This is a genomic window from Cellulomonas sp. EB106-03-03-XG116 (assembly GCF_058792015.1).
The window spans coordinates 35,484-52,917 of record NZ_JBYTEP010000028.1 but is presented as its reverse complement, the minus strand read 5'-3'; the positions used below and the strand labels follow the sequence as shown (position 1 = coordinate 52,917).

Genomic DNA, 17,434 nt, shown 5'->3' with positions numbered 1-17,434 from the left:
CCCCCCCCCCCCCCCCCCCCCCCCCCCCCCCCCCCCCCCCCCCCCCCCCCCCCCCCCCCCCCCCCCCCCCCCCCACACCGTGCCCTTGACGGCCCGCGACCAGCGCGGCGAGTGTGAGCACTGTCGCGGCGAGGGCGCCGCGGCCCGGGTGCCGGGAAGGAAGCATCGCCGTGAAGAAGCTCATCAACGACCCCCAGAACGTCGTCGCCGAGTCGGTCGAGGGCTTCGGCCTGGCGCACGCCGACGTCGTCGAGGTGCACACCGACCCGCTGTTCGTCGCCCGCGCCGGCGGCGCGGTCAGCGGCAAGGTCGGCCTCGTGTCCGGCGGCGGCTCCGGCCACGAGCCGCTGCACGCCGGGTTCGTCGGCGACGGCATGCTCGACGCCGCCGTGCCGGGCGCGATGTTCACCTCGCCCACCCCGGACCAGATCGCGCCCGCGTTCGCGGCGGCCGACGGCGGGGCGGGCGTGCTCGCGATCGTCAAGAACTACACGGGCGACGTGCTCAACTTCGAGACCGCCGCCGAGCTCGCCGACGCCGACGACCTCACGGTCCGCACCGTGGTCGTGAACGACGACGTCGCGGTCGAGGACTCGCTGTACACCGCCGGGCGCCGCGGCGTCGCGGGCACCGTCGCGGTCGAGAAGATCGCCGGCGCCGCCGCCACGCGGGGCGACGACCTGGACGCGGTCGTCGCGGTCGCGGAGAAGGTCGTGGCGAACGTGCGGTCGATGGGCGTGGCGCTGACCGCGTGCACCGTCCCGCACGCCGGCAAGCCGTCCTTCGACCTGCCGGACGACGAGCTCGAGATCGGCATCGGCATCCACGGCGAGCCGGGCCGGCGCCGCATCAAGGCCGCCCCCGCCGACGAGATCACCGAGATGCTGCTGACCCCGGTGGCCGACGACCTCGGCCTGGCGTCGGGGGAGCAGGTGCTGCTGTTCGTCAACGGCATGGGCGGCACGCCGCTGTCGGAGCTCTACGTCGTCTATCGTCAGGCACGCAAGCTGCTCGAGGGCCGCGGGGTCCAGGTGACCCGCTCGCTCGTGGGCAACTACGTGACATCACTGGAGATGCAGGGCGCCTCGGTCACTGTCCTCCGGTTGGACGACGAGCTCACCGCGCTCTGGGACGCGCCGGTGCGCACGGCCGCGCTGCACTGGTAGCCGGCCCGCCGCCCTCCCGGGGGCGGGGTCGCGGGTCCGACGGCGGAGGTGGGAACGGGACATGACGGGCTCTCTGGACGCGGGCTGGGCGGTCGCCTGGGTGCGGCGCACGGCGCAGGTGGTCGCCGAGCACCGGGAGGAGCTCATCGAGCTCGACCGGCAGATCGGCGACGGCGACCACGGGGAGAACCTCAACCGGGGGTTCACCGCCGTGACGGCGAAGCTGGACGCGCTGGAGGCCCCGCCGGGCGACGTCGGCGCCGTGCTCAAGCTCGTGGCCACGACGCTCATGTCCACGGTCGGCGGCGCCGCGGGCCCGCTCTACGGCACGGCCTACCTGCGCGCCGCCAAGGTCACCGGGCTGCCGGAGCTCGACAGCGCGGCGGTCGTGGCGCTGCTGGAGGCCGGCCTGGAGGGCATCGTCGTGCGCGGCAAGGCGACCACGGGCGAGAAGACGATGGTCGACGCCTGGACCCCGGCGGTCGAGGCCGCCGTGGCCGCGGCCGACGCGGGCGCCTCCCCGGCCGCGGTGCTGGCCGCCGCAGCCGAGGCGGCGCGCGCCGGGGCGGAGGCGACGGTCCCCCTGGTCGCGACCAAGGGGCGCGCGTCCTACCTGGGCGAGCGCTCGGCCGGGCACCAGGACCCGGGTGCCACGTCGACCGCCCTGATCCTCGAGGCGGCGGCTGCCACCGCGGAGGCCGCGGCATGACCGCCCCGGTCGCCCTCGTCCTGGTCTCCCACTCGGCGACGCTGGCCGAGGGCGTCCGGGAGCTGGCGGCGCAGATGGCGCCGGAGGTGCTGATCGTCGCGGCCGGCGGCGACGGCGCCGGCGGGCTCGGCACGAGCTTCGACCTGGTCGAGCAGGCGCTCGGCGAGGCGACGGCCGACGGCCGGTCCGCGGTCGTGCTCACCGACCTGGGGTCGGCGGTGCTCACCACCGAGTCCGTCCTGGAGCTCCTCGACGAGGACGTCGCGGCCCGGGTGCACCTGGCGGACGCGCCGTTCGTCGAGGCGGCGGTCGCCGCCGGGGTGACCGCCGCGGGCGGGGCGCCGGTGGGCGAGGTGCTCGGCGCCGCCGTGGCCGCGGGAGCGGGCTTCCCGCACGCCGCGGGCCCGGGGGAGGTGGTGCCCGAGGCGGGTGCGTCCGCCGAGCCCGAGGCACCCGCGCCGCCGCACGCCGGCGGCTCCGCGGTCCCCATCACGGCCCACGTCGTCGTGCGCAACCCGATGGGCCTGCACGCCCGCCCGGCGGCGGTGCTGGCCCGGATGATGGCCGGCTTCGACGCCGCCGTGCAGGTCGACGGTGTGAACGGCGCGAGCGTCCTCGAGCTGATGCAGCTCGCCGCGACCCAGGGCCGGACGCTCGAGGTGAGCGCCACCGGCCCGCAGGCGCGGGTCGCCGTGGACGCGTTCGTCGGCGCGGTCGAGGAGGGCTTCGGCGAGGTGTGACGGGGCTCGCGTCCGTTGCCCTGGACAACTCTGCACGTTCTGCAATAATGCATGACGTGCAAGAAGTCGTGGAGCCCGAGGGGCTGCGGGCGCGCAAGAAGCGCGCCCGCCTGGAGGCGTTCGTGGACGCCACCCACCGCCTCGCCGCGGAGCAGGGCCTGGACCGCGTGACGGTCGAGGCCATCTGCGCCGAGGTCGGCGTCTCCGTCCGCACGTTCTTCAACTACTTCGAGTCGAAGGACGACGCCGTGCTCGGCATGGAGCACTGGCGCCTCGACGAGGCCGCCGCGGAGGCGTTCGCGACCGGCGGCCCCACCGGCGACCTGCTCGCCGACATGCAGGCCCTCACCGCCAGCGCCCTCGACCACCCGCCGCTCGGCAAGGAGCGGATGGAGCGGGCCTTCGAGCTCGCGAAGGGCCACCCCGAGCTCATGCTCCGCGCCTACACCCACGTCCAGGGCCTGCACGACGAGATCGGCGCCCTGGTCCGGCGCCGGCTCGGCGACGCGGCCGACGAGTCGGCGGTCGCCCTCATCGGCACCCTGCTGCTCGGCCTCGCCCACGCGACCTTCGTCCGCTGGGACACCACCGGCGGCACCGGCGACGTGCAGGACCACCTGCCGTCGGTCGTCGCCGACCTCACCGCGATCTTCGCGCCCCGGTAGCACCCGTCGCGGTCCGGCCGCCCCCGCGGCCACCGCACCACCACCCGCCGCACCACCACCGCCGACGACGGCACCGCCGCCGGGCGACCCGTCCCGGGCGGCCCCGCCCCGGCCCCGCCCGCACGAGAACGAGGTATCCATGGCCACCGCCGCCCCCGCCCCCGACAAGCCCCTGGTGGAGCTGAACCAGCGCACCGTGTGGCTGATCTTCGGGGCCCTGCTCGCCAGCATGCTGCTGTCGTCCCTCGACCAGTCGATCGTCGGCACCGCGATGCCCACGATCGTCGGCGAGCTGAACGGCGTCGAGCACCAGGGCTGGGTCGTGACGATCTACATCCTGGCGATCGCGATCGTCATGCCCCTCTACGGCAAGTTTGGCGACCTGTGGGGGCGGCGCTGGCCGTTCCTCATCGCGATCGCGCTGTTCACCATCGCGTCCGCCGGCGCCGGCTTCGCGCAGTCGTTCGGCGAGCTCGTCGCCTGGCGCGGCGTGCAGGGCCTCGGCGGCGGCGGGCTGATCATCCTGTCGCAGGCGATCATCGCCGACATCGTGCCCGCCAAGGAGCGCGGCAAGTACATGGGCCCGATGGGTGCCATGTTCGGCGTCGCGGCCGTCGCCGGCCCGCTGCTCGGCGGCCTGTTCACCGACCACGCCGACTGGCGCTGGTGCTTCTGGATCAACATCCCGGTCGGCGTCGCCGCGTTCGTCACCGCGTGGATCACGCTGAAGCTGCCCAGCCACCGCTCCGGCCGCCGCCTCGATGTCGCGGGCATCGTGCTGCTCACGCTCGCCACCTCGGGCCTGGTGCTCGTCACCTCGTGGAGCTCCGTCAGCGGTGAGGCCGGTTACGACTGGTCCGACGGCCGGCTGATCGGCCTGCTGGTCGGCACCGTCGCCGCCGCCGTCGCGTTCGTCCTCGTCGAGCTGCGCGCCCAGGAGCCGATCCTGCCGCTGCGGCTGTTCAAGAACCCGACGTTCACGCTCGCCACCGGCGTCGGCCTGGTCATCGGCATGGGCATGTTCGCGTCCCTGGCGTTCCTGCCGACCTTCCTGCAGATGTCGACCGGCTCCGGCGTCACCGAGTCCGGCCTGCTCATGCTGCCGATGACCGTCGGCGTCATGCTCACGGCGATCGGCTCCGGCATCGCGATCACGAGGACCGGCCGGTACAAGGCGTTCCCGATCACCGGCATGGGCATCGCCACCCTCGGCCTGGCCTGGCTCACCACCATCACCGGCGACATGTCGATGGTGCTGTTCGGCGCGATGATCTTCGTGCTCGGCGCGGGCCTCGGCCTCGTGATGCAGACCATCGTCCTGGCCGTGCAGAACTCCGTCGACCCGCACGAGCTCGGCACCGCCACCTCCGCGAACAACTTCTTCCGCGAGATCGGCGCCGCGGTGGGCACGGCGCTGTTCAGCACGATCTTCACCACCCGGCTGTCCGAGCGGCTGGAGTCCGTGTTCGCGGGCGCCGGCTCCGCGGGGATCGACACCGGCGGGAACGCCGAGTCGCTCACCCCGGCCCTGGTGTCCCAGCTGCCCGAGCCGCTGCACGACGGCGTCGTCACCGCGTACACCGACGCGCTCGCCCCGGCGTTCTGGTACCTGGTGCCGCTGCTGGCGGTCGGCTTCGTGCTCACGCTGTTCCTGCGCGAGGTCAAGCTCTCCGACGTCGCCGGCATGGTGGCGCGCGGCGAGGCGACCGCGACGGCCCCGGCCGCGCCCGCGACCGTCTCGGCCGGCGTCGGCGCGACGGGCTCGACCCCGAGCGCGACCGCGTCCGCCCCGGGCGGGACCGCGGGGGCCGACCACGGCTCCGCCGACGACCGCAGGTAGCCTGCGCGGGTGAGCATGCACTCCTCCCGGCCCGTGCGCCAGAAGCGCCCCGCCAAGCCCCAGTTCACCTCGATGATCCTGGTCCTCGAGGGCGTGCTGGTGCTGTTCGCGGCGCTGACGGCGTACGGGCTGGCGCAGGCCGGCGTCGTCGCGGCGTCCCCGGCCGTGCTCTGGACCGTCGCGGGCGTGCTGTTCGTCGTCCTCGTGGTGCTGTCCCGGCTGGTGACCGCGCCGGGCGGCTACGTCGCCGGGTCGGTCGCCCAGGTGGTCGTGATCGCCTGCGGGTTCGTGATCCCGCTGATGTTCGCGCTCGGCCTGCTGTTCGCGGTGCTGTGGTTCGTGTCCCTGCGCCTCGGCGCCCGGATCGACCGGGAGCGGGCGGCGTTCGACGCCGAGTACCCCGACCAGACGCCGCAGGGCGGCCTCCCGCCCCGCGCCCAGGACCCGCCGCCCGCCGGTTAGGGTTCGGGGCATGAGCGACATCCAGCGCACCCTCGTCCTGGTCAAGCCCGACGGCGTCAGCCGCGGACTCTCGGGCGAGGTCCTCCGCCGCATCGAGGCCAAGGGCTACACCCTCGTGGCCGTCGAGCTCCGCACCGCCGACGACGCCCTCCTGGAGCAGCACTACGCCGAGCACCAGGGCAAGCCCTTCTTCCAGCCGCTCGTCGACTTCATGAAGTCCGGCCCGGTCCTGGCCGTCGTCGCCGAGGGGCACCGCGTCATCGAGGGCTTCCGGTCCCTGGCGGGCGCCACCGAGCCCACCACCGCCGCCCCGGGCACCATCCGCGGCGACCTCGGCCGCGACTGGGGCCTCAAGGTCACCCAGAACCTCGTGCACGGCTCGGACTCGGAGGAGTCGGCCGCCCGCGAGATCGCCCTCTGGTTCCCGGCCCTGTCGGCCTGACCCCCGGGGTTCACCCGCCCGGCCCGCGAGGTCGTCACATCGCGCCGAGGTCGTCACACACGAGTGACGAGCTCGCGAGCGAGTGACGACCTCGCGGTCCGCCCGGCGGTTCCGAGGCTGCGGGGGACCCGCGCACTAGGCTGCGGCCCGTGCACCTGAAGACGCTCACCCTGCGCGGGTTCAAGTCGTTCGCCTCGGCGACGACGCTGAACCTCGAGCCCGGGGTGACCTGCGTCGTCGGGCCGAACGGCTCGGGCAAGTCCAACGTCGTCGACGCGCTCGCCTGGGTCATGGGCGAGCAGGGCGCCAAGTCCCTGCGCGGCGGCAAGATGGAGGACGTCATCTTCGCCGGCACCTCCGGCCGCCCGCCGCTGGGCCGGGCCGAGGTCGCGCTGACCATCGACAACACCGACGGCGCCCTGCCGATCGAGTACACCGAGGTCACGATCTCGCGGACGCTGTTCCGCAACGGCGGCTCCGAGTACGCGATCAACGGCCGCGCGTGCCGGCTGCTCGACATCCAGGACCTGCTGTCCGACTCCGGCCTCGGTCGCGAGATGCACGTGATCGTCGGGCAGGGGCAGCTCGACGCCGTGCTGCGCGCGACCCCCGAGGAGCGCCGCGGGTTCATCGAGGAGGCCGCGGGCGTCCTCAAGCACCGCAAGCGCAAGGAGAAGGCGCTCCGCAAGCTCGACGCGATGCAGGCGAACCTCACCCGGCTGACCGACCTGACGGCCGAGCTGCGCCGCCAGCTCGGCCCGCTCGGGCGGCAGGCCGAGGTCGCCCGCCGCGCGCAGACCGTGCAGGCCGACCTGCGGGACGCCCGCGCCCGGCTGCTCGCCGACGACCTGGCGCAGCTCACGGCGCAGCTGGAGCAGGAGATCGCCGACGACACGGCCCTGCGGGCCCGCCGGGCGGAGGCCGAGGCGGCGCTGGACGCCGCCCGCACCAGGCTCGCGGCGCTGGAGCGCGAGGCCGCCGAGGCGGCGCCCGCGCTGGGCGAGGCGTCCGACGTCTGGTACCGGCTGTCGTCGCTGCGCGAGCGCCTGCGCGGGACGGCCTCGCTGGCCGCGGACCGCGCGCGGCTGCTGGGCGGGGCCGGTCCCGAGCCGACCCGCGGGCAGGACCCGGACGACCTGGAGCGCCAGGCGGAGCGCGTGCGCGCGGCCGAGGCCGAGCTCACCGCCGAGGTCGACGCCGCCCGCGCCGCGCTGGAGGCGGCGCAGGCCGCGCGCCAGGAGGCCGAGGGCGCCGCTGCGGCGGCCGAGAAGGCGCTCGCCACCGTGCTGCGCGGTGCGGCCGACCGCCGCGAGGGGCTCGCGCGCCTCGCCGGGCAGGTGGGCGCGCGACGCAGCCGGCTGGAGGCCACCGAGGCCGAGATCGGCCGGCTCCGCGAGACGCTGACCGCCGCCGAGCGCCGCGGGCACGAGGCGACCGTCGAGTTCACCGCCCTCGAGACCCGGGTCGCCGGCGTCGAGGAGGGCGAGGAGGACCTGGACGCCGCGCATGAGGCCGCGGCCGAGGCCGTCGAGACCGCGTCCGGACGGGTCGCGGAGCTGACGGCGCAGCTCACCGAGGCCGAGCGCGAGCGCGCCGCCCTGGAGTCCCGGATCGAGACGCTCGAGCTCAGCCTGACCCGCAAGGACGGCGCGGGCGCGCTGCTCGCCGCCGACGACCTGGCCGGCGTGGTCGGGTCGGTCGCCGCGCTCCTCGGGGTCGCGGCCGGGGACGAGGACGCGGTCGTGGCGGCGCTCGGCGCGTCCGCCGACGCGGTGGCGGTCGAGTCGGTCGAGGCGGCGGTGGACGCGATCCGCTGGCTCCGCGAGCAGGACGCCGGGCGGGCCGGGCTCGTGGTGGCGGCGGGGGACGCGGCGGACGCGGGCGACGAGGACCAGGGCGCGGCCCCCGGGGGCGCCGACTGGGCCCTCGACCTCGTCCAGGCGCCCCCGGCCGTCGTCCCCGCCGTGCGCCGGCTGCTGCGCGGCGTGGTCGTCGTCGACGACCTGGTGGCGGCGCGCGTCGTGCTGCGCGACCGCCCGGACCTGGTGGTGGCCACCCGGGCCGGCGACGTGCTCGCCGCGCACCGCGCCTCCGGCGGCTCCGCCACCGCGCCGAGCGCCCTGCACCTGCAGTCCGCCCTGGACGACGCGCGGCAGGGGTCCGAGGCCGCGGCGGCCCGCGCGGAGCAGGCGCGGTTCGCCCTGGTGGGCGCGCGCGAGGCCGAGGAGGCCGCCCGCGCCGAGTACCAGCGCACCCTCGACGAGCTCAACGAGTCCGACGCCGCGCTGGCCGCGGTCGCCGAGCAGCTCGGCCACCTCGGCGCGACCGCCCGGGCGGCGCGGAACGAGGCCGAGCGGGTGCAGGCCTCGCTGGCCACCGCCGAGCAGACCCTCGCCGAGGGCGCCGCGGAGCTGGCCGAGCTGACGGGGCGGCTGGCCGCCGCCGAGGCCGAGCCCGCCGACACCGACGCCGCGATCGAGGAGCGCACGGGGGAGCGGGACGCCGCCAACGCCGCGGCGACGGCGGCGCGCGGCAGGGAGACCGAGGCGCGGCTGAGCCTGCGCACCGCGGAGGAGCGGGCGCGGGCGCTGGCCGGCCGCGCCGAGTCGCTGGACCGCGCCGCCCGCACCGAGCGCGCCGCGCGCGAGCGGGCGGCCGAGCGGGAGCGCGCCCGCGCACGGCAGGCCGCCGTCGCCACCGCCGTCGCCCTCGGCGCGACCCAGGCCCTCGGCGCGATCGAGCACGCCCTCCAGCGGGCCGCCGACGAGCGGGACGCCGCCGAGGCCGCGCGCGCGGAGCGCGAGACCGCGCTGTCGGCGGTGCGGTCGCGGGTGGACGAGACCCAGCGCGAGGTCGCCCGGCTCACCGACGCCGCGCACCGGGACGAGGTGCTGCGCGCCGAGCAGCGGCTGCGCGTCGAGCAGCTGCAGGTCCGCGCCGTCGAGGACCTGGGCATCGACCCGGCGGTGCTGCTCGAGGAGTTCGGGCCGCACCGGTCGGTGCCGGTGCTGACGCCGCCCGCCGGGGCCGCGGGCGGGTCCGACGACGAGGACGACGCGCCCCGCGAGGTGCCCTACGTCCGCGCCGAGCAGGAGAAGCGGCTGCGGGCGGCCGAGCGCGCGCTGTCCCAGCTGGGCCGGGTCAACCCGCTGGCCCTGGAGGAGTTCGCCGCCCTCGAGGAGCGGCACAAGTTCCTGGTCGAGCAGCTCGCGGACCTCAAGAAGTCCCGGGCCGACCTGCTGGAGATCGTCAAGGAGATCGACGAGCGCGTCGAGCGGGTGTTCGCCGACGCCTACCGCGACACCGCCGAGCAGTTCGACCGGGTGTTCCCGCGGCTGTTCCCGGGCGGCGAGGGCCGGCTGGTGCTCACCGACCCGTCGGACATGCTGACGACGGGCATCGAGGTCGAGGCCCGGCCCGCCGGCAAGAAGGTCAAGCGGCTGTCCCTGCTGTCGGGCGGCGAGCGCTCGCTCACCGCGGTCGCGCTGCTGGTGTCGATCTTCAAGGCCCGGCCGAGCCCGTTCTACGTGATGGACGAGGTCGAGGCCGCCCTCGACGACGCCAACCTGGGCCGGCTGCTCGAGATCTTCCGGGAGCTCCAGGAGGACTCGCAGCTGATCGTCGTCACGCACCAGAAGCGGACGATGGAGATCGCCGACGCCCTGTACGGCGTCACGATGCGGGGCGACGGCGTGACCACGGTCATCTCCCAGCGGCTGCGCGACGAGGTCCCCGCCTGACGGTGTGAAGATCACGTGGGGGTTCGCCGCCGATGCGGGCGGCGTCCCGGCCGCGCGGGGGCCGACGGCGGACAATCGTCCCCATGGGCGGCTATCTCGTGGTGATCGGGCTGGCGCTCGTCGCAGCCATCGGCGTGATCGTCCTGGCGAACGCGGCGGGCGACGGCGGGACCGACCTGCGCACGTTCTGGGCGGACCTCCGCAGCGGGCTGCGCCGGCGCCGGGGCGGTGACGAGGAGGCCCCGGTCGCCGACGCGGCGGAGCCTGTGGACGTGCCGTTCGACCAGCTGTTCGCCGAGGCGTCGCAGCCCGACGACGGCTACCTGCAGCTCGACGAGCTGGCCGAGATGCTCGAGCGCACGGGGGAGCGCGCCGTCCGGCTGCGCGGGCACCTGCCCTACCCGCGCGCCGGGGCCGGGGGGCCGGCCGAGCGCCTCGTCGTCCAGGACGGGGTGCACGCGCCCGCCGCGGCCGCCGCGGACCCCGACCGCGCGCCGGTGCCGCCCGCCCACGCGCGCCGCCCGCCCCGCCGCAGCGGCCACGTCCCGGTCCGGCGGGTCGCCGCGACCCCGGCGCCCTCCCGGCCGGCCGCCGCCGCGACGGTCGCCGGTCCCGCGACGCCCCCGCCGTCGGTCCCGCCGCAGCGCGGCGACGCCTGACCCGGGCGCCGGCCCGCGTCGTGCGCCGGCCCGCGCCGCGCCCGGCCCGCCCGCCTGACAGACTGTCCCGGTGGACTCGAACGACCTCCTGAACCTGCTCCTCGTCGGCGTGCCGGCCCTGGCGATCCTCGGCGGCGGCGCCGCCGTCCTCCAGCGGCGCCGGAACGCGGGCGACCGCGACCGGACCGACGAGGGCCCCGCGGGGGGCTCCGGCACGGGCACCTCGACGCTCGAGCGGCCGGCCCCCGAAGCCGCGGCCCCCGAGGCGCCGACCGCGCCCGGCGCCCCGGCGCCCGAGGACGCCGCGGCCGCCCCCGCGCTCGAGGTCCCCGCCCCGACGGCCGGCCGGCTCACCCGGCTCCGGGACCGCCTGGCCCGCTCGGGCTCGCCGCTCGGCGCCCGCATGCTCCAGGTGCTGTCCCGGGACCACCTGACCGAGGACGACTGGGACGAGCTCGAGGAGACGCTGCTCCTCGCCGACGTCGGCGCCGGCCCGTCCGCCGACCTGGTCGAGTCGATCCGCACCCAGGCCCGCGTCCAGGGCCTGAAGGACCCGGCCCAGGTCCGCGCCCTGCTCCGCGAGCAGCTGCTGGCGCTGGTCGACCCGTCGCTCGACCGCACCCTGTCGACCGCCCCGCAGACCGGCGAGGACGGCGTGACCGTCCCGGCGGTCGTGCTCGTCGTCGGCGTCAACGGCACCGGCAAGACCACCACCGTGGGCAAGCTCTCCCGCGTGCTCGTCGCCGACGGCCGCACCGTGCTGCTCGGCGCGGCGGACACGTTCCGCGCCGCGGCGGCCGACCAGCTCGAGACCTGGGGCTCGCGCGTCGGCGTGCGCACGGTCCGCTCCGACCGCGACGGCGCCGACCCGGCGTCGGTGGCGTTCGAGGCCGTCCGCGAGGGCGCGGCCGAGGGCGTCGACGTGGTCCTGGTCGACACCGCCGGCCGCCTGCAGAACAAGGCCGGCCTCATGGACGAGCTCGGCAAGATCACCCGGGTCATCACGCGCACCGCGCCGCTGTCCGAGGTGCTGCTGGTCCTCGACGCCACCACCGGCCAGAACGGCATGAACCAGGCCCGCGTGTTCGCGGAGGTCGCGGGCGTGACCGGCATCGTGCTGACCAAGCTCGACGGCACGGCCAAGGGCGGCATCGTCGTCGCCGTGCAGCGCGAGCTGGGCGTGCCGGTGAAGCTCGTCGGGCTCGGCGAGGGGCCGGACGACCTGGCGCCGTTCGACCCGGAGGAGTTCGTGGACGGCATCCTGGGCTGACGCCCGGGGGCGCCGGTCCTGGTTCGAACTGGCGTTGTGGTCTCCGCGCGGGTATCGCTAGCGTTCAGGACGACATCAGCCGCAGTTCGAACGAACGGAGCGGCAGCATGCCCACCTTCCTCCGGCGACTCGTTGCCATCCTTCCCGTCACGGCCCTGGTCATCGGTGGGTCGGTGCTCGTCCACGCCGACTCGGCGGAGGCGTTCGGCTTCAACAGGGCCGTGAGCAGGTCGTGCGGCGACAACTGGGTCTCGAGCTCGGGCGATCTGACGAACGGCCAGGCGGTCACCAGTCACTACAGCGGCTCGTGCAACGACAAGCTGGTAGCGGGTCTCAACCACGGGGGCGCCGTCAAGTGGACGACGTCGACGAGCGTCCGGGGCACCGCCAGGCACGCGGCCTCGGGGCTCGGAGACACGACCGGACGCCACAAGGGCTGCCCGTCGTGCGCCGTCACGCTCTCCTGATCGGCGTCGCCCTCGGAGGCGGCGGGATGGTGCTCTCCGCGTGCGGACCTGGAGATGCCGAGAGTGAGGTGGTGCGGGAGCTCGTCTACCAATCCGTCGCCGAGGCGGAGGCCGAGGCTCGTGCGAACGGCTGGGACAGCCAGGTCCGGTTGCTGGAGGACGGCGTCGTCACAGCCGCCGAGTACGAGCAGGCGATCGACAACACCCGTGCCTGCGCCGAGCGTGGAGCCAACGGCATCACCGAACCCGTGCTGTCGCCGGTCGACAACTTGACCCTGGAGTTCGGCTTCCCCATCGGCGCGATGGCCGAGGAGGACGTCTGGGCCGTCAGCGACGACTGCTCGCAACAGCACCTGTGGACCGTCCAGGCTGCGTACGTCTCCACCCACGATGCCGTGATGGACGTCGACATCCGGGTCGACACCCTCGCCTGCATGGCTGATCACGGGCATCCGATAGCCGCGGACGTGCGTAACGCCCGGGAGATGGCGGCCCGGATCGGACGCGATGCGGAGAGCCAGCTCGCGGAGTGCATCTCGGACGTCACCCTCAGACTGCGTCCAGAGCTCGAGAGCATCGGAGTCTCGTGGTGAACGCCCCTGGTGTGGTGCGCCTGGCCCTCGCAGGCGTGGTCGTCCTCGTGTGGGTGGGAGCACCCGTGGCCGTCGTCGGAGCCTTGAGCCGCGAGGCGGGTGGTGTCCGGCTCGCGGGCGACGAGCCGGCGTGGGCGACCGTCCGTCCGCTGTCCGGGCAGGTCGAGCAACGGCTCGGTCTGGCCCTGTCATGGACGGCGGGTCCCGTCGTCGTGGCCCCGGCGTGGGACGGCATCGTCGAGGTGCTCCACGTGGGCGCGGGGGATGTCCTGCGCAGTGGTGATCAGGTGGCGGTCGTCGCCGGCGTGACCCGCATCGGGTTCGCTGGTGAACGGCCGTTCTCGCGCCATCTTCAGCGTGGTGACCGAGGGCCGGACGTCGGCGTGCTGCACGCTCTGCTCGAGCAGCGTGGACTCGCGCGCGGCCCGGGCGATCGGTTCGACCGGAAGACCGCCGCCGGCGTCCGTGCGCTCGCGGCTGAGCTGGGCGCGCCGCAGACCGAGGCGCTCGACCCCGCGTGGTTCGTGCACCTGAGCGCACCTGAGCTGGTCGTGACGGCCGTCGACCTCGTCGTCGGCGCACCTGCTCCGGCTGCCGGATCGCAGGTCCTGCGGAGCGCGGCCACCCTCGTTGCAGCCCGGGTCACGTCCGAGGACTGGGTGGCGCGCGCGGTGGTCACCGGCCAAGCCGCGGTGCCGGACGACGGTGACACGTTCATGCTCCCGGAGGGCGTCGACCTCGGAACGGACGAGCGGACTGTGCCCGCCGAGGCCGAGCTCCGGGTTCGCGGCTCCGCCATGGAGCTGACCGAGGACCGGCGCCGTGTCGACGACGCGAGTCTGCCCGTGCTCGCCGCCGCGATCGAACCGGGCGCCGCCGGTGTCGACGCCGTCGCCGTCTCAGAGCCGGTGGTCGGCAGCTGGGCCGTTCCCTCAGCAGCGGTGCGCGTGGATCCAGGAGGGGCGCCGAGCGTCCGGGTGCAACGGACCGGAGCTCAGATCCAGGTCGATGTGGAGATCATCGGGTCCGACGGGGTATCCACGACGGTCGTCGTCGGCGGGCTCGCGTCCTCGGACCTCGTGCAGGTTCCCGGTGGTTCGGCGGCGGAGAGATGAGCGACGCCCTTCGAGGTGTCGAGGGCGAGCACGCCGGAGGTCTCGCAGTGTCGGGCGTCCGGGTCGCGTTCGGTGATCGCCGCGTGCTCGACGGGGTTGAAGCCCGTGTGCCCAAGGCGTGCTCGGTGGCGTTGGTCGGGCCTTCGGGCTCGGGCAAGACGACGCTGCTCGCCGTGATCGGGGGTCTGCTCGTGGCCAGCGCTGGTGTGGTCCGCTACGCCAACTCGCGGGTGGACAGCCGTGACACAGCGTGGGTCATGCAGACCAGCGCGCTGCTCGGAGCTCGCTCGGCCCGGTCGAACGTCGCGCTCGGCCCCTTGCACAAGGGACTCACGAGAGCACGGTCGTGCGCGATCGCGGACGCGGTGCTCGCAGACCTCGGTATGGAGGAGTGGGCGCGGACTCCGGTGCGGCGGTTGTCGGGAGGAGAGCGGCAGAGGGTCGCGGTGGCTCGCGCTCTGGCACAGAGCGCGCCGATGGTCATCGCGGATGAGCCGACCGCGTCGCTCGACGCGCACTCGCGTGACCGTGTCATCGACGCCCTGCTGGCGGTCGAGGACGCCGGCCGGCTCGTCGTCATCGCGACGCACGACTACCGGGTGGCCAAGCGGTGCAGCACGGTGCTGGAGCTGGTCGACGGACGGGTGCGGTGACGCGCTCGCGCGCCCGTCTCCGCCATGTCGTGGGCGAGGCGGTCCGCGATCTCACAGCCCGGTGGATCCTCAGCGTGCTCGTCGCGGTGCTCTCGTGTGCGTGCGGGGCGTCGACTGTCGTGCTGACGTCACGCGACACGTCCCACATCCATGCGACCTGGGACGAGCACGTGCAGTCTGGCCGGTTCGTGCTCTCTCTCACGGGTCCGCGCGGCGCCGGGGTCGACGCGGCGACGTGTGCCGTCGTCGGGTCGTGGACGGGCGTCCGAGCGGCCGGGGGTCGGATCTCGACCGAGCCGGTGCGCCTCGTGTCCGCGCCCGGTGCGCGGTACGAGCTCGACCAGGTCACGTCCGGCTATCTCACGGTGCTCTGGCCGGGGACGGCCGCTCCCATCGCCGGGCAGGTGGTCGTCGGACCCTATCTCGCCGCGAGCGCTGGCGTGAGCACGGGCCACAGCCTCGCCTGGGTGGATTCCTCGGGAGCACAAGGCCGCGCGGAGGTGGCTTCGGTGCCCAGCACGGGGACAGCCCGCGATCCGGTCGCTGACCGGCACATCCTGGCCGTGGCTCCCGCCGTGGGCAGCGTGGACCGGTGCTTGGTCGACGTCGACCCCAGCCATCGAGACGCCGTGCTGGCCGCGCTCGTGACCTGGTCCTCCTCCACCGCGTCGGCACCAGTGCCGCTCGCCGACTTCACCAGAGCCGCCGATCCCGAGTCCCAGCTGGCCGGACGAGCGTCCGGCTGGTGGTGGGCCATCGCCGCAGGGGTGGTGCTGTCAGCGATCCTGGCAATGTGGAGCACCCGGCGGGCCGACTTCGCGCTGCACAGGTTGCTCGGCGCAGACACTGGCACGATCGCGTTGCTCCTGGCGGTCGACACCATGGTCCTCGTGCTCACACCCTTGCTCGTCGGCATCGCAGGGGCGGCGCTCGTGGTTGCGCCGGAACTCGCGCACGAGGTGGTCCGCGATCTCACCCTGCTCGATTGCGCTCGGTTGCTGGTCAGCATCGCGACCTTCCCGGTAGCAGGGCTGCTCGTGGTGGGGCGCGGTTCCGTCTTCCGAGCGTTGAAGGAGCGGTGAACCGCCCACCGTTCGTCCCGCCCGCTGAGACGCGGGCCGTCCCGTAACACGATGTTGACGCGGGCGGACCGCTCGTCACACCGGTGTAACACCGGTGGCGCCGTGGCGAAACGGCCGCGCACGACTCTGGTCCCCGATCCGGCAGACCGGCCGGCGAGGGGAGAGGCGTTCCACATGGATCTGGACACCGGAGCGACAGCCTGGATGCTGACGTCAGCGTCCCTGGTGCTGCTCATGACGCCGGGACTGGCGTTCTTCTACGGCGGCATGGTGCGCGGCAAGTCCGTGCTCAACATGATGATGATGTCGTTCATCAGCATCGCGGTCGTCGCCGTCGTGTACGTGTTCTGGGGCTGGTCGATGAGCTACGGCTCCGACGTCGCCGGGATCTTCGGCAACCCGTTCGACCAGTTCGGCCTGTCGGGCGCGATCTGGGACGAGAACGGCGAGTACCTGATCGACGGCTACGGCGTGCCGGTGATCGTCGGCGTGGCCTTCCAGGTGACGTTCGCGATCATCACCGTCGCGCTGGTCTCCGGCGCCATCGCCGACCGCGTCAAGTTCGGCACCTGGGTGGCGTTCACCGCGCTGTTCGCGACGCTCAGCTACTTCCCGCTGGCGCACATGGTCTGGGGCGGCGGCGCGCTGTCCGGCTCGGAGAACGGCATCGCGGCGATGCTGTTCGGCACCACCGACGGGGCGGCCACGGTCGCGCCGATCGACTTCGCCGGCGGCACGGTCGTGCACATCAACGCCGGTATCGCGGGCCTGGTGCTCGCCCTGGTGATCGGCAAGCGCAAGGGCTTCGGCCGCGAGCCGATGCGCCCGCACAACCTGCCGTTCGTGATGCTCGGCGCCGCCCTGCTGTGGTTCGGCTGGTTCGGCTTCAACGCGGGTTCCGCGTTCACCGCCGACGGCACCGCGGGTCTCGCGTGGGTCAACACCACCGCCGCCACCGCCGCCGCGATGATCGGCTGGCTCATCACGGAGAAGATCCGCGACGGCCACGCCACCTCGCTCGGCGCGGCGTCCGGCGTCGTCGCCGGCCTGGTCGCGATCACCCCGGCCGCGGGTGCCCTGCGCCCCGTGACCTCGATCATCCTGGGCGTCGTCGCCGGTGCGCTGTGCGCCCTGGCGGTCGGGCTGAAGTACCGGTTCGGCTTCGACGACTCGCTCGACGTGGTCGGCGTCCACCTGGTGGGCGGCCTCGTCGGCACCATCGGCATCGGCTTCCTCGCCGCGGACACCGGCCTGTTCTTCGGCGGTGGCGCGCAGCAGCTGGTCGTGCAGACGGTCATCGCGCTCCTCGCGCTGGTCTTCTCCGGCCTGGTGACGCTGGTCATCGCGGTCATCCTCAAGGCCACCATGGGCTGGCGGGTCAGCGAGGAGGCCGAGGTCGGCGGGATCGACCTCGCCGTGCACGGTGAGACGGGTTACGAGACGCTGGGCGGCGCCCGCGTGGTGACGGAGGTGAAGGCATGACGAAGCTCGTGACGGCGGTCATCCAGCCGCATCGGCTCGACGACGTGAAGTCCGCCCTCGAGGCGGCGGGGGTCCGCGGCCTGACGGTGAGCGAGGCGAGCGGCTACGGCCGCCAGCGCGGTCACACCGAGGTGTACCGCGGCGCGGAGTACACGGTGGACCTGGTCCCGAAGGTGAAGATCGACGTCCTGGTGACGGACGAGGACACCCCGGGCGTGGTCGAGGTCATCGTGAAGGCCGCGCAGACCGGCAAGATCGGCGACGGCAAGGTCTGGGTCGTCCCGGTCGAGGACGTGGCCCGGGTCCGCACCGGCGAGCACGGGCCCGAGGCCCTGTGACCGGGCGGTCC

Annotated in this window: 17 protein-coding genes; all 17 read left to right on the top strand. The window is 74.5% G+C overall.

Features of this window, described 5'->3' with window-relative positions:
- Nucleotides 1–170 precede the first annotated feature (170 nt).
- The 17 genes from dhaK to AC3WUG_RS11830 all read left to right on the top strand — a co-directional run bounded on the left by dhaK (nucleotide 171) and on the right by AC3WUG_RS11830 (nucleotide 17,423).
- Nucleotides 171–1,166 carry a dihydroxyacetone kinase subunit DhaK gene (gene dhaK / locus AC3WUG_RS11910; RefSeq protein WP_492327843.1) on the top strand — a complete coding sequence of 332 codons (996 nt, stop codon included), beginning with the start codon at nucleotides 171–173 and terminating at the stop codon, nucleotides 1,164–1,166.
- 61 nt (nucleotides 1,167–1,227) lie between these two features.
- The gene (gene dhaL, locus AC3WUG_RS11905) at nucleotides 1,228–1,875 is read left to right on the top strand and encodes a dihydroxyacetone kinase subunit DhaL (RefSeq protein WP_492327842.1); all 648 of its coding nucleotides are present in this window, start codon (nucleotides 1,228–1,230) and stop codon (nucleotides 1,873–1,875) included.
- Nucleotides 1,872–2,615 carry a dihydroxyacetone kinase phosphoryl donor subunit DhaM gene (dhaM, locus tag AC3WUG_RS11900; RefSeq protein WP_492327841.1) on the top strand — a complete coding sequence of 248 codons (744 nt, stop codon included), beginning with the start codon at nucleotides 1,872–1,874 and terminating at the stop codon, nucleotides 2,613–2,615. Before dhaL ends, dhaM begins: the two co-directional genes overlap by 4 nt.
- Before the next feature lie 56 nt (nucleotides 2,616–2,671).
- Nucleotides 2,672–3,280: a TetR/AcrR family transcriptional regulator gene (locus AC3WUG_RS11895; protein ID WP_492327840.1), complete on the top strand. Its 609-nt coding sequence runs from the start codon at nucleotides 2,672–2,674 to the stop codon at nucleotides 3,278–3,280.
- Nucleotides 3,281–3,419: 139 nt separating this feature from the next.
- Nucleotides 3,420–5,120: an MDR family MFS transporter gene (locus AC3WUG_RS11890; protein WP_492327839.1), complete on the top strand. Its 1,701-nt coding sequence runs from the start codon at nucleotides 3,420–3,422 to the stop codon at nucleotides 5,118–5,120.
- Nucleotides 5,121–5,135: 15 nt separating this feature from the next.
- Nucleotides 5,136–5,582: a DUF4233 domain-containing protein gene (locus AC3WUG_RS11885; RefSeq protein ID WP_492327844.1), complete on the top strand. Its 447-nt coding sequence runs from the start codon at nucleotides 5,136–5,138 to the stop codon at nucleotides 5,580–5,582.
- 10 nt (nucleotides 5,583–5,592) lie between these two features.
- A complete protein-coding gene (gene ndk / locus AC3WUG_RS11880) occupies nucleotides 5,593–6,024 on the top strand; it encodes a nucleoside-diphosphate kinase (protein ID WP_492327838.1) in 432 nt (143 codons plus the stop codon).
- Between the two features lie 149 nt (nucleotides 6,025–6,173).
- Nucleotides 6,174–9,764 (top strand): chromosome segregation protein SMC, encoded by a 3,591-nt coding sequence (gene smc, locus AC3WUG_RS11875; RefSeq protein ID WP_492327837.1) that lies wholly within the window; start codon nucleotides 6,174–6,176, stop codon nucleotides 9,762–9,764.
- An 83-nt stretch (nucleotides 9,765–9,847) separates the two neighbouring features.
- Complete coding sequence (locus tag AC3WUG_RS11870) at nucleotides 9,848–10,423, top strand: hypothetical protein (RefSeq protein WP_492327836.1); 576 nt, start codon at nucleotides 9,848–9,850, stop codon at nucleotides 10,421–10,423.
- A 70-nt stretch (nucleotides 10,424–10,493) separates the two neighbouring features.
- Nucleotides 10,494–11,693, top strand: coding sequence for a signal recognition particle-docking protein FtsY (gene ftsY, locus AC3WUG_RS11865; RefSeq protein ID WP_492327835.1), 1,200 nt, complete (start codon nucleotides 10,494–10,496; stop codon nucleotides 11,691–11,693).
- A gap of 107 nt (nucleotides 11,694–11,800) precedes the next feature.
- Complete coding sequence (locus AC3WUG_RS11860) at nucleotides 11,801–12,160, top strand: hypothetical protein (RefSeq protein WP_492327834.1); 360 nt, start codon at nucleotides 11,801–11,803, stop codon at nucleotides 12,158–12,160.
- A gap of 71 nt (nucleotides 12,161–12,231) precedes the next feature.
- The gene (locus AC3WUG_RS11855) at nucleotides 12,232–12,753 is read left to right on the top strand and encodes a hypothetical protein (RefSeq protein ID WP_492327833.1); all 522 of its coding nucleotides are present in this window, start codon (nucleotides 12,232–12,234) and stop codon (nucleotides 12,751–12,753) included.
- Between the two features lie 65 nt (nucleotides 12,754–12,818).
- Nucleotides 12,819–13,868 (top strand): peptidoglycan-binding domain-containing protein, encoded by a 1,050-nt coding sequence (locus AC3WUG_RS11850; RefSeq protein ID WP_492327832.1) that lies wholly within the window; start codon nucleotides 12,819–12,821, stop codon nucleotides 13,866–13,868.
- The gene (locus AC3WUG_RS11845; RefSeq protein WP_492327831.1) at nucleotides 13,865–14,521 is read left to right on the top strand and encodes an ABC transporter ATP-binding protein; all 657 of its coding nucleotides are present in this window, start codon (nucleotides 13,865–13,867) and stop codon (nucleotides 14,519–14,521) included. Before AC3WUG_RS11850 ends, AC3WUG_RS11845 begins: the two co-directional genes overlap by 4 nt.
- A 74-nt stretch (nucleotides 14,522–14,595) precedes the next feature.
- Nucleotides 14,596–15,603 (top strand): hypothetical protein, encoded by a 1,008-nt coding sequence (locus AC3WUG_RS11840; protein WP_492327830.1) that lies wholly within the window; start codon nucleotides 14,596–14,598, stop codon nucleotides 15,601–15,603.
- Nucleotides 15,604–15,777: 174 nt separating this feature from the next.
- Complete coding sequence (locus AC3WUG_RS11835) at nucleotides 15,778–17,085, top strand: ammonium transporter (RefSeq protein ID WP_492327829.1); 1,308 nt, start codon at nucleotides 15,778–15,780, stop codon at nucleotides 17,083–17,085.
- Nucleotides 17,082–17,423: a P-II family nitrogen regulator gene (locus AC3WUG_RS11830; RefSeq protein ID WP_154729705.1), complete on the top strand. Its 342-nt coding sequence runs from the start codon at nucleotides 17,082–17,084 to the stop codon at nucleotides 17,421–17,423. The genes AC3WUG_RS11835 and AC3WUG_RS11830 overlap by 4 nt, the downstream gene beginning before the upstream one ends.
- Nucleotides 17,424–17,434: the final 11 nt, after the last annotated feature.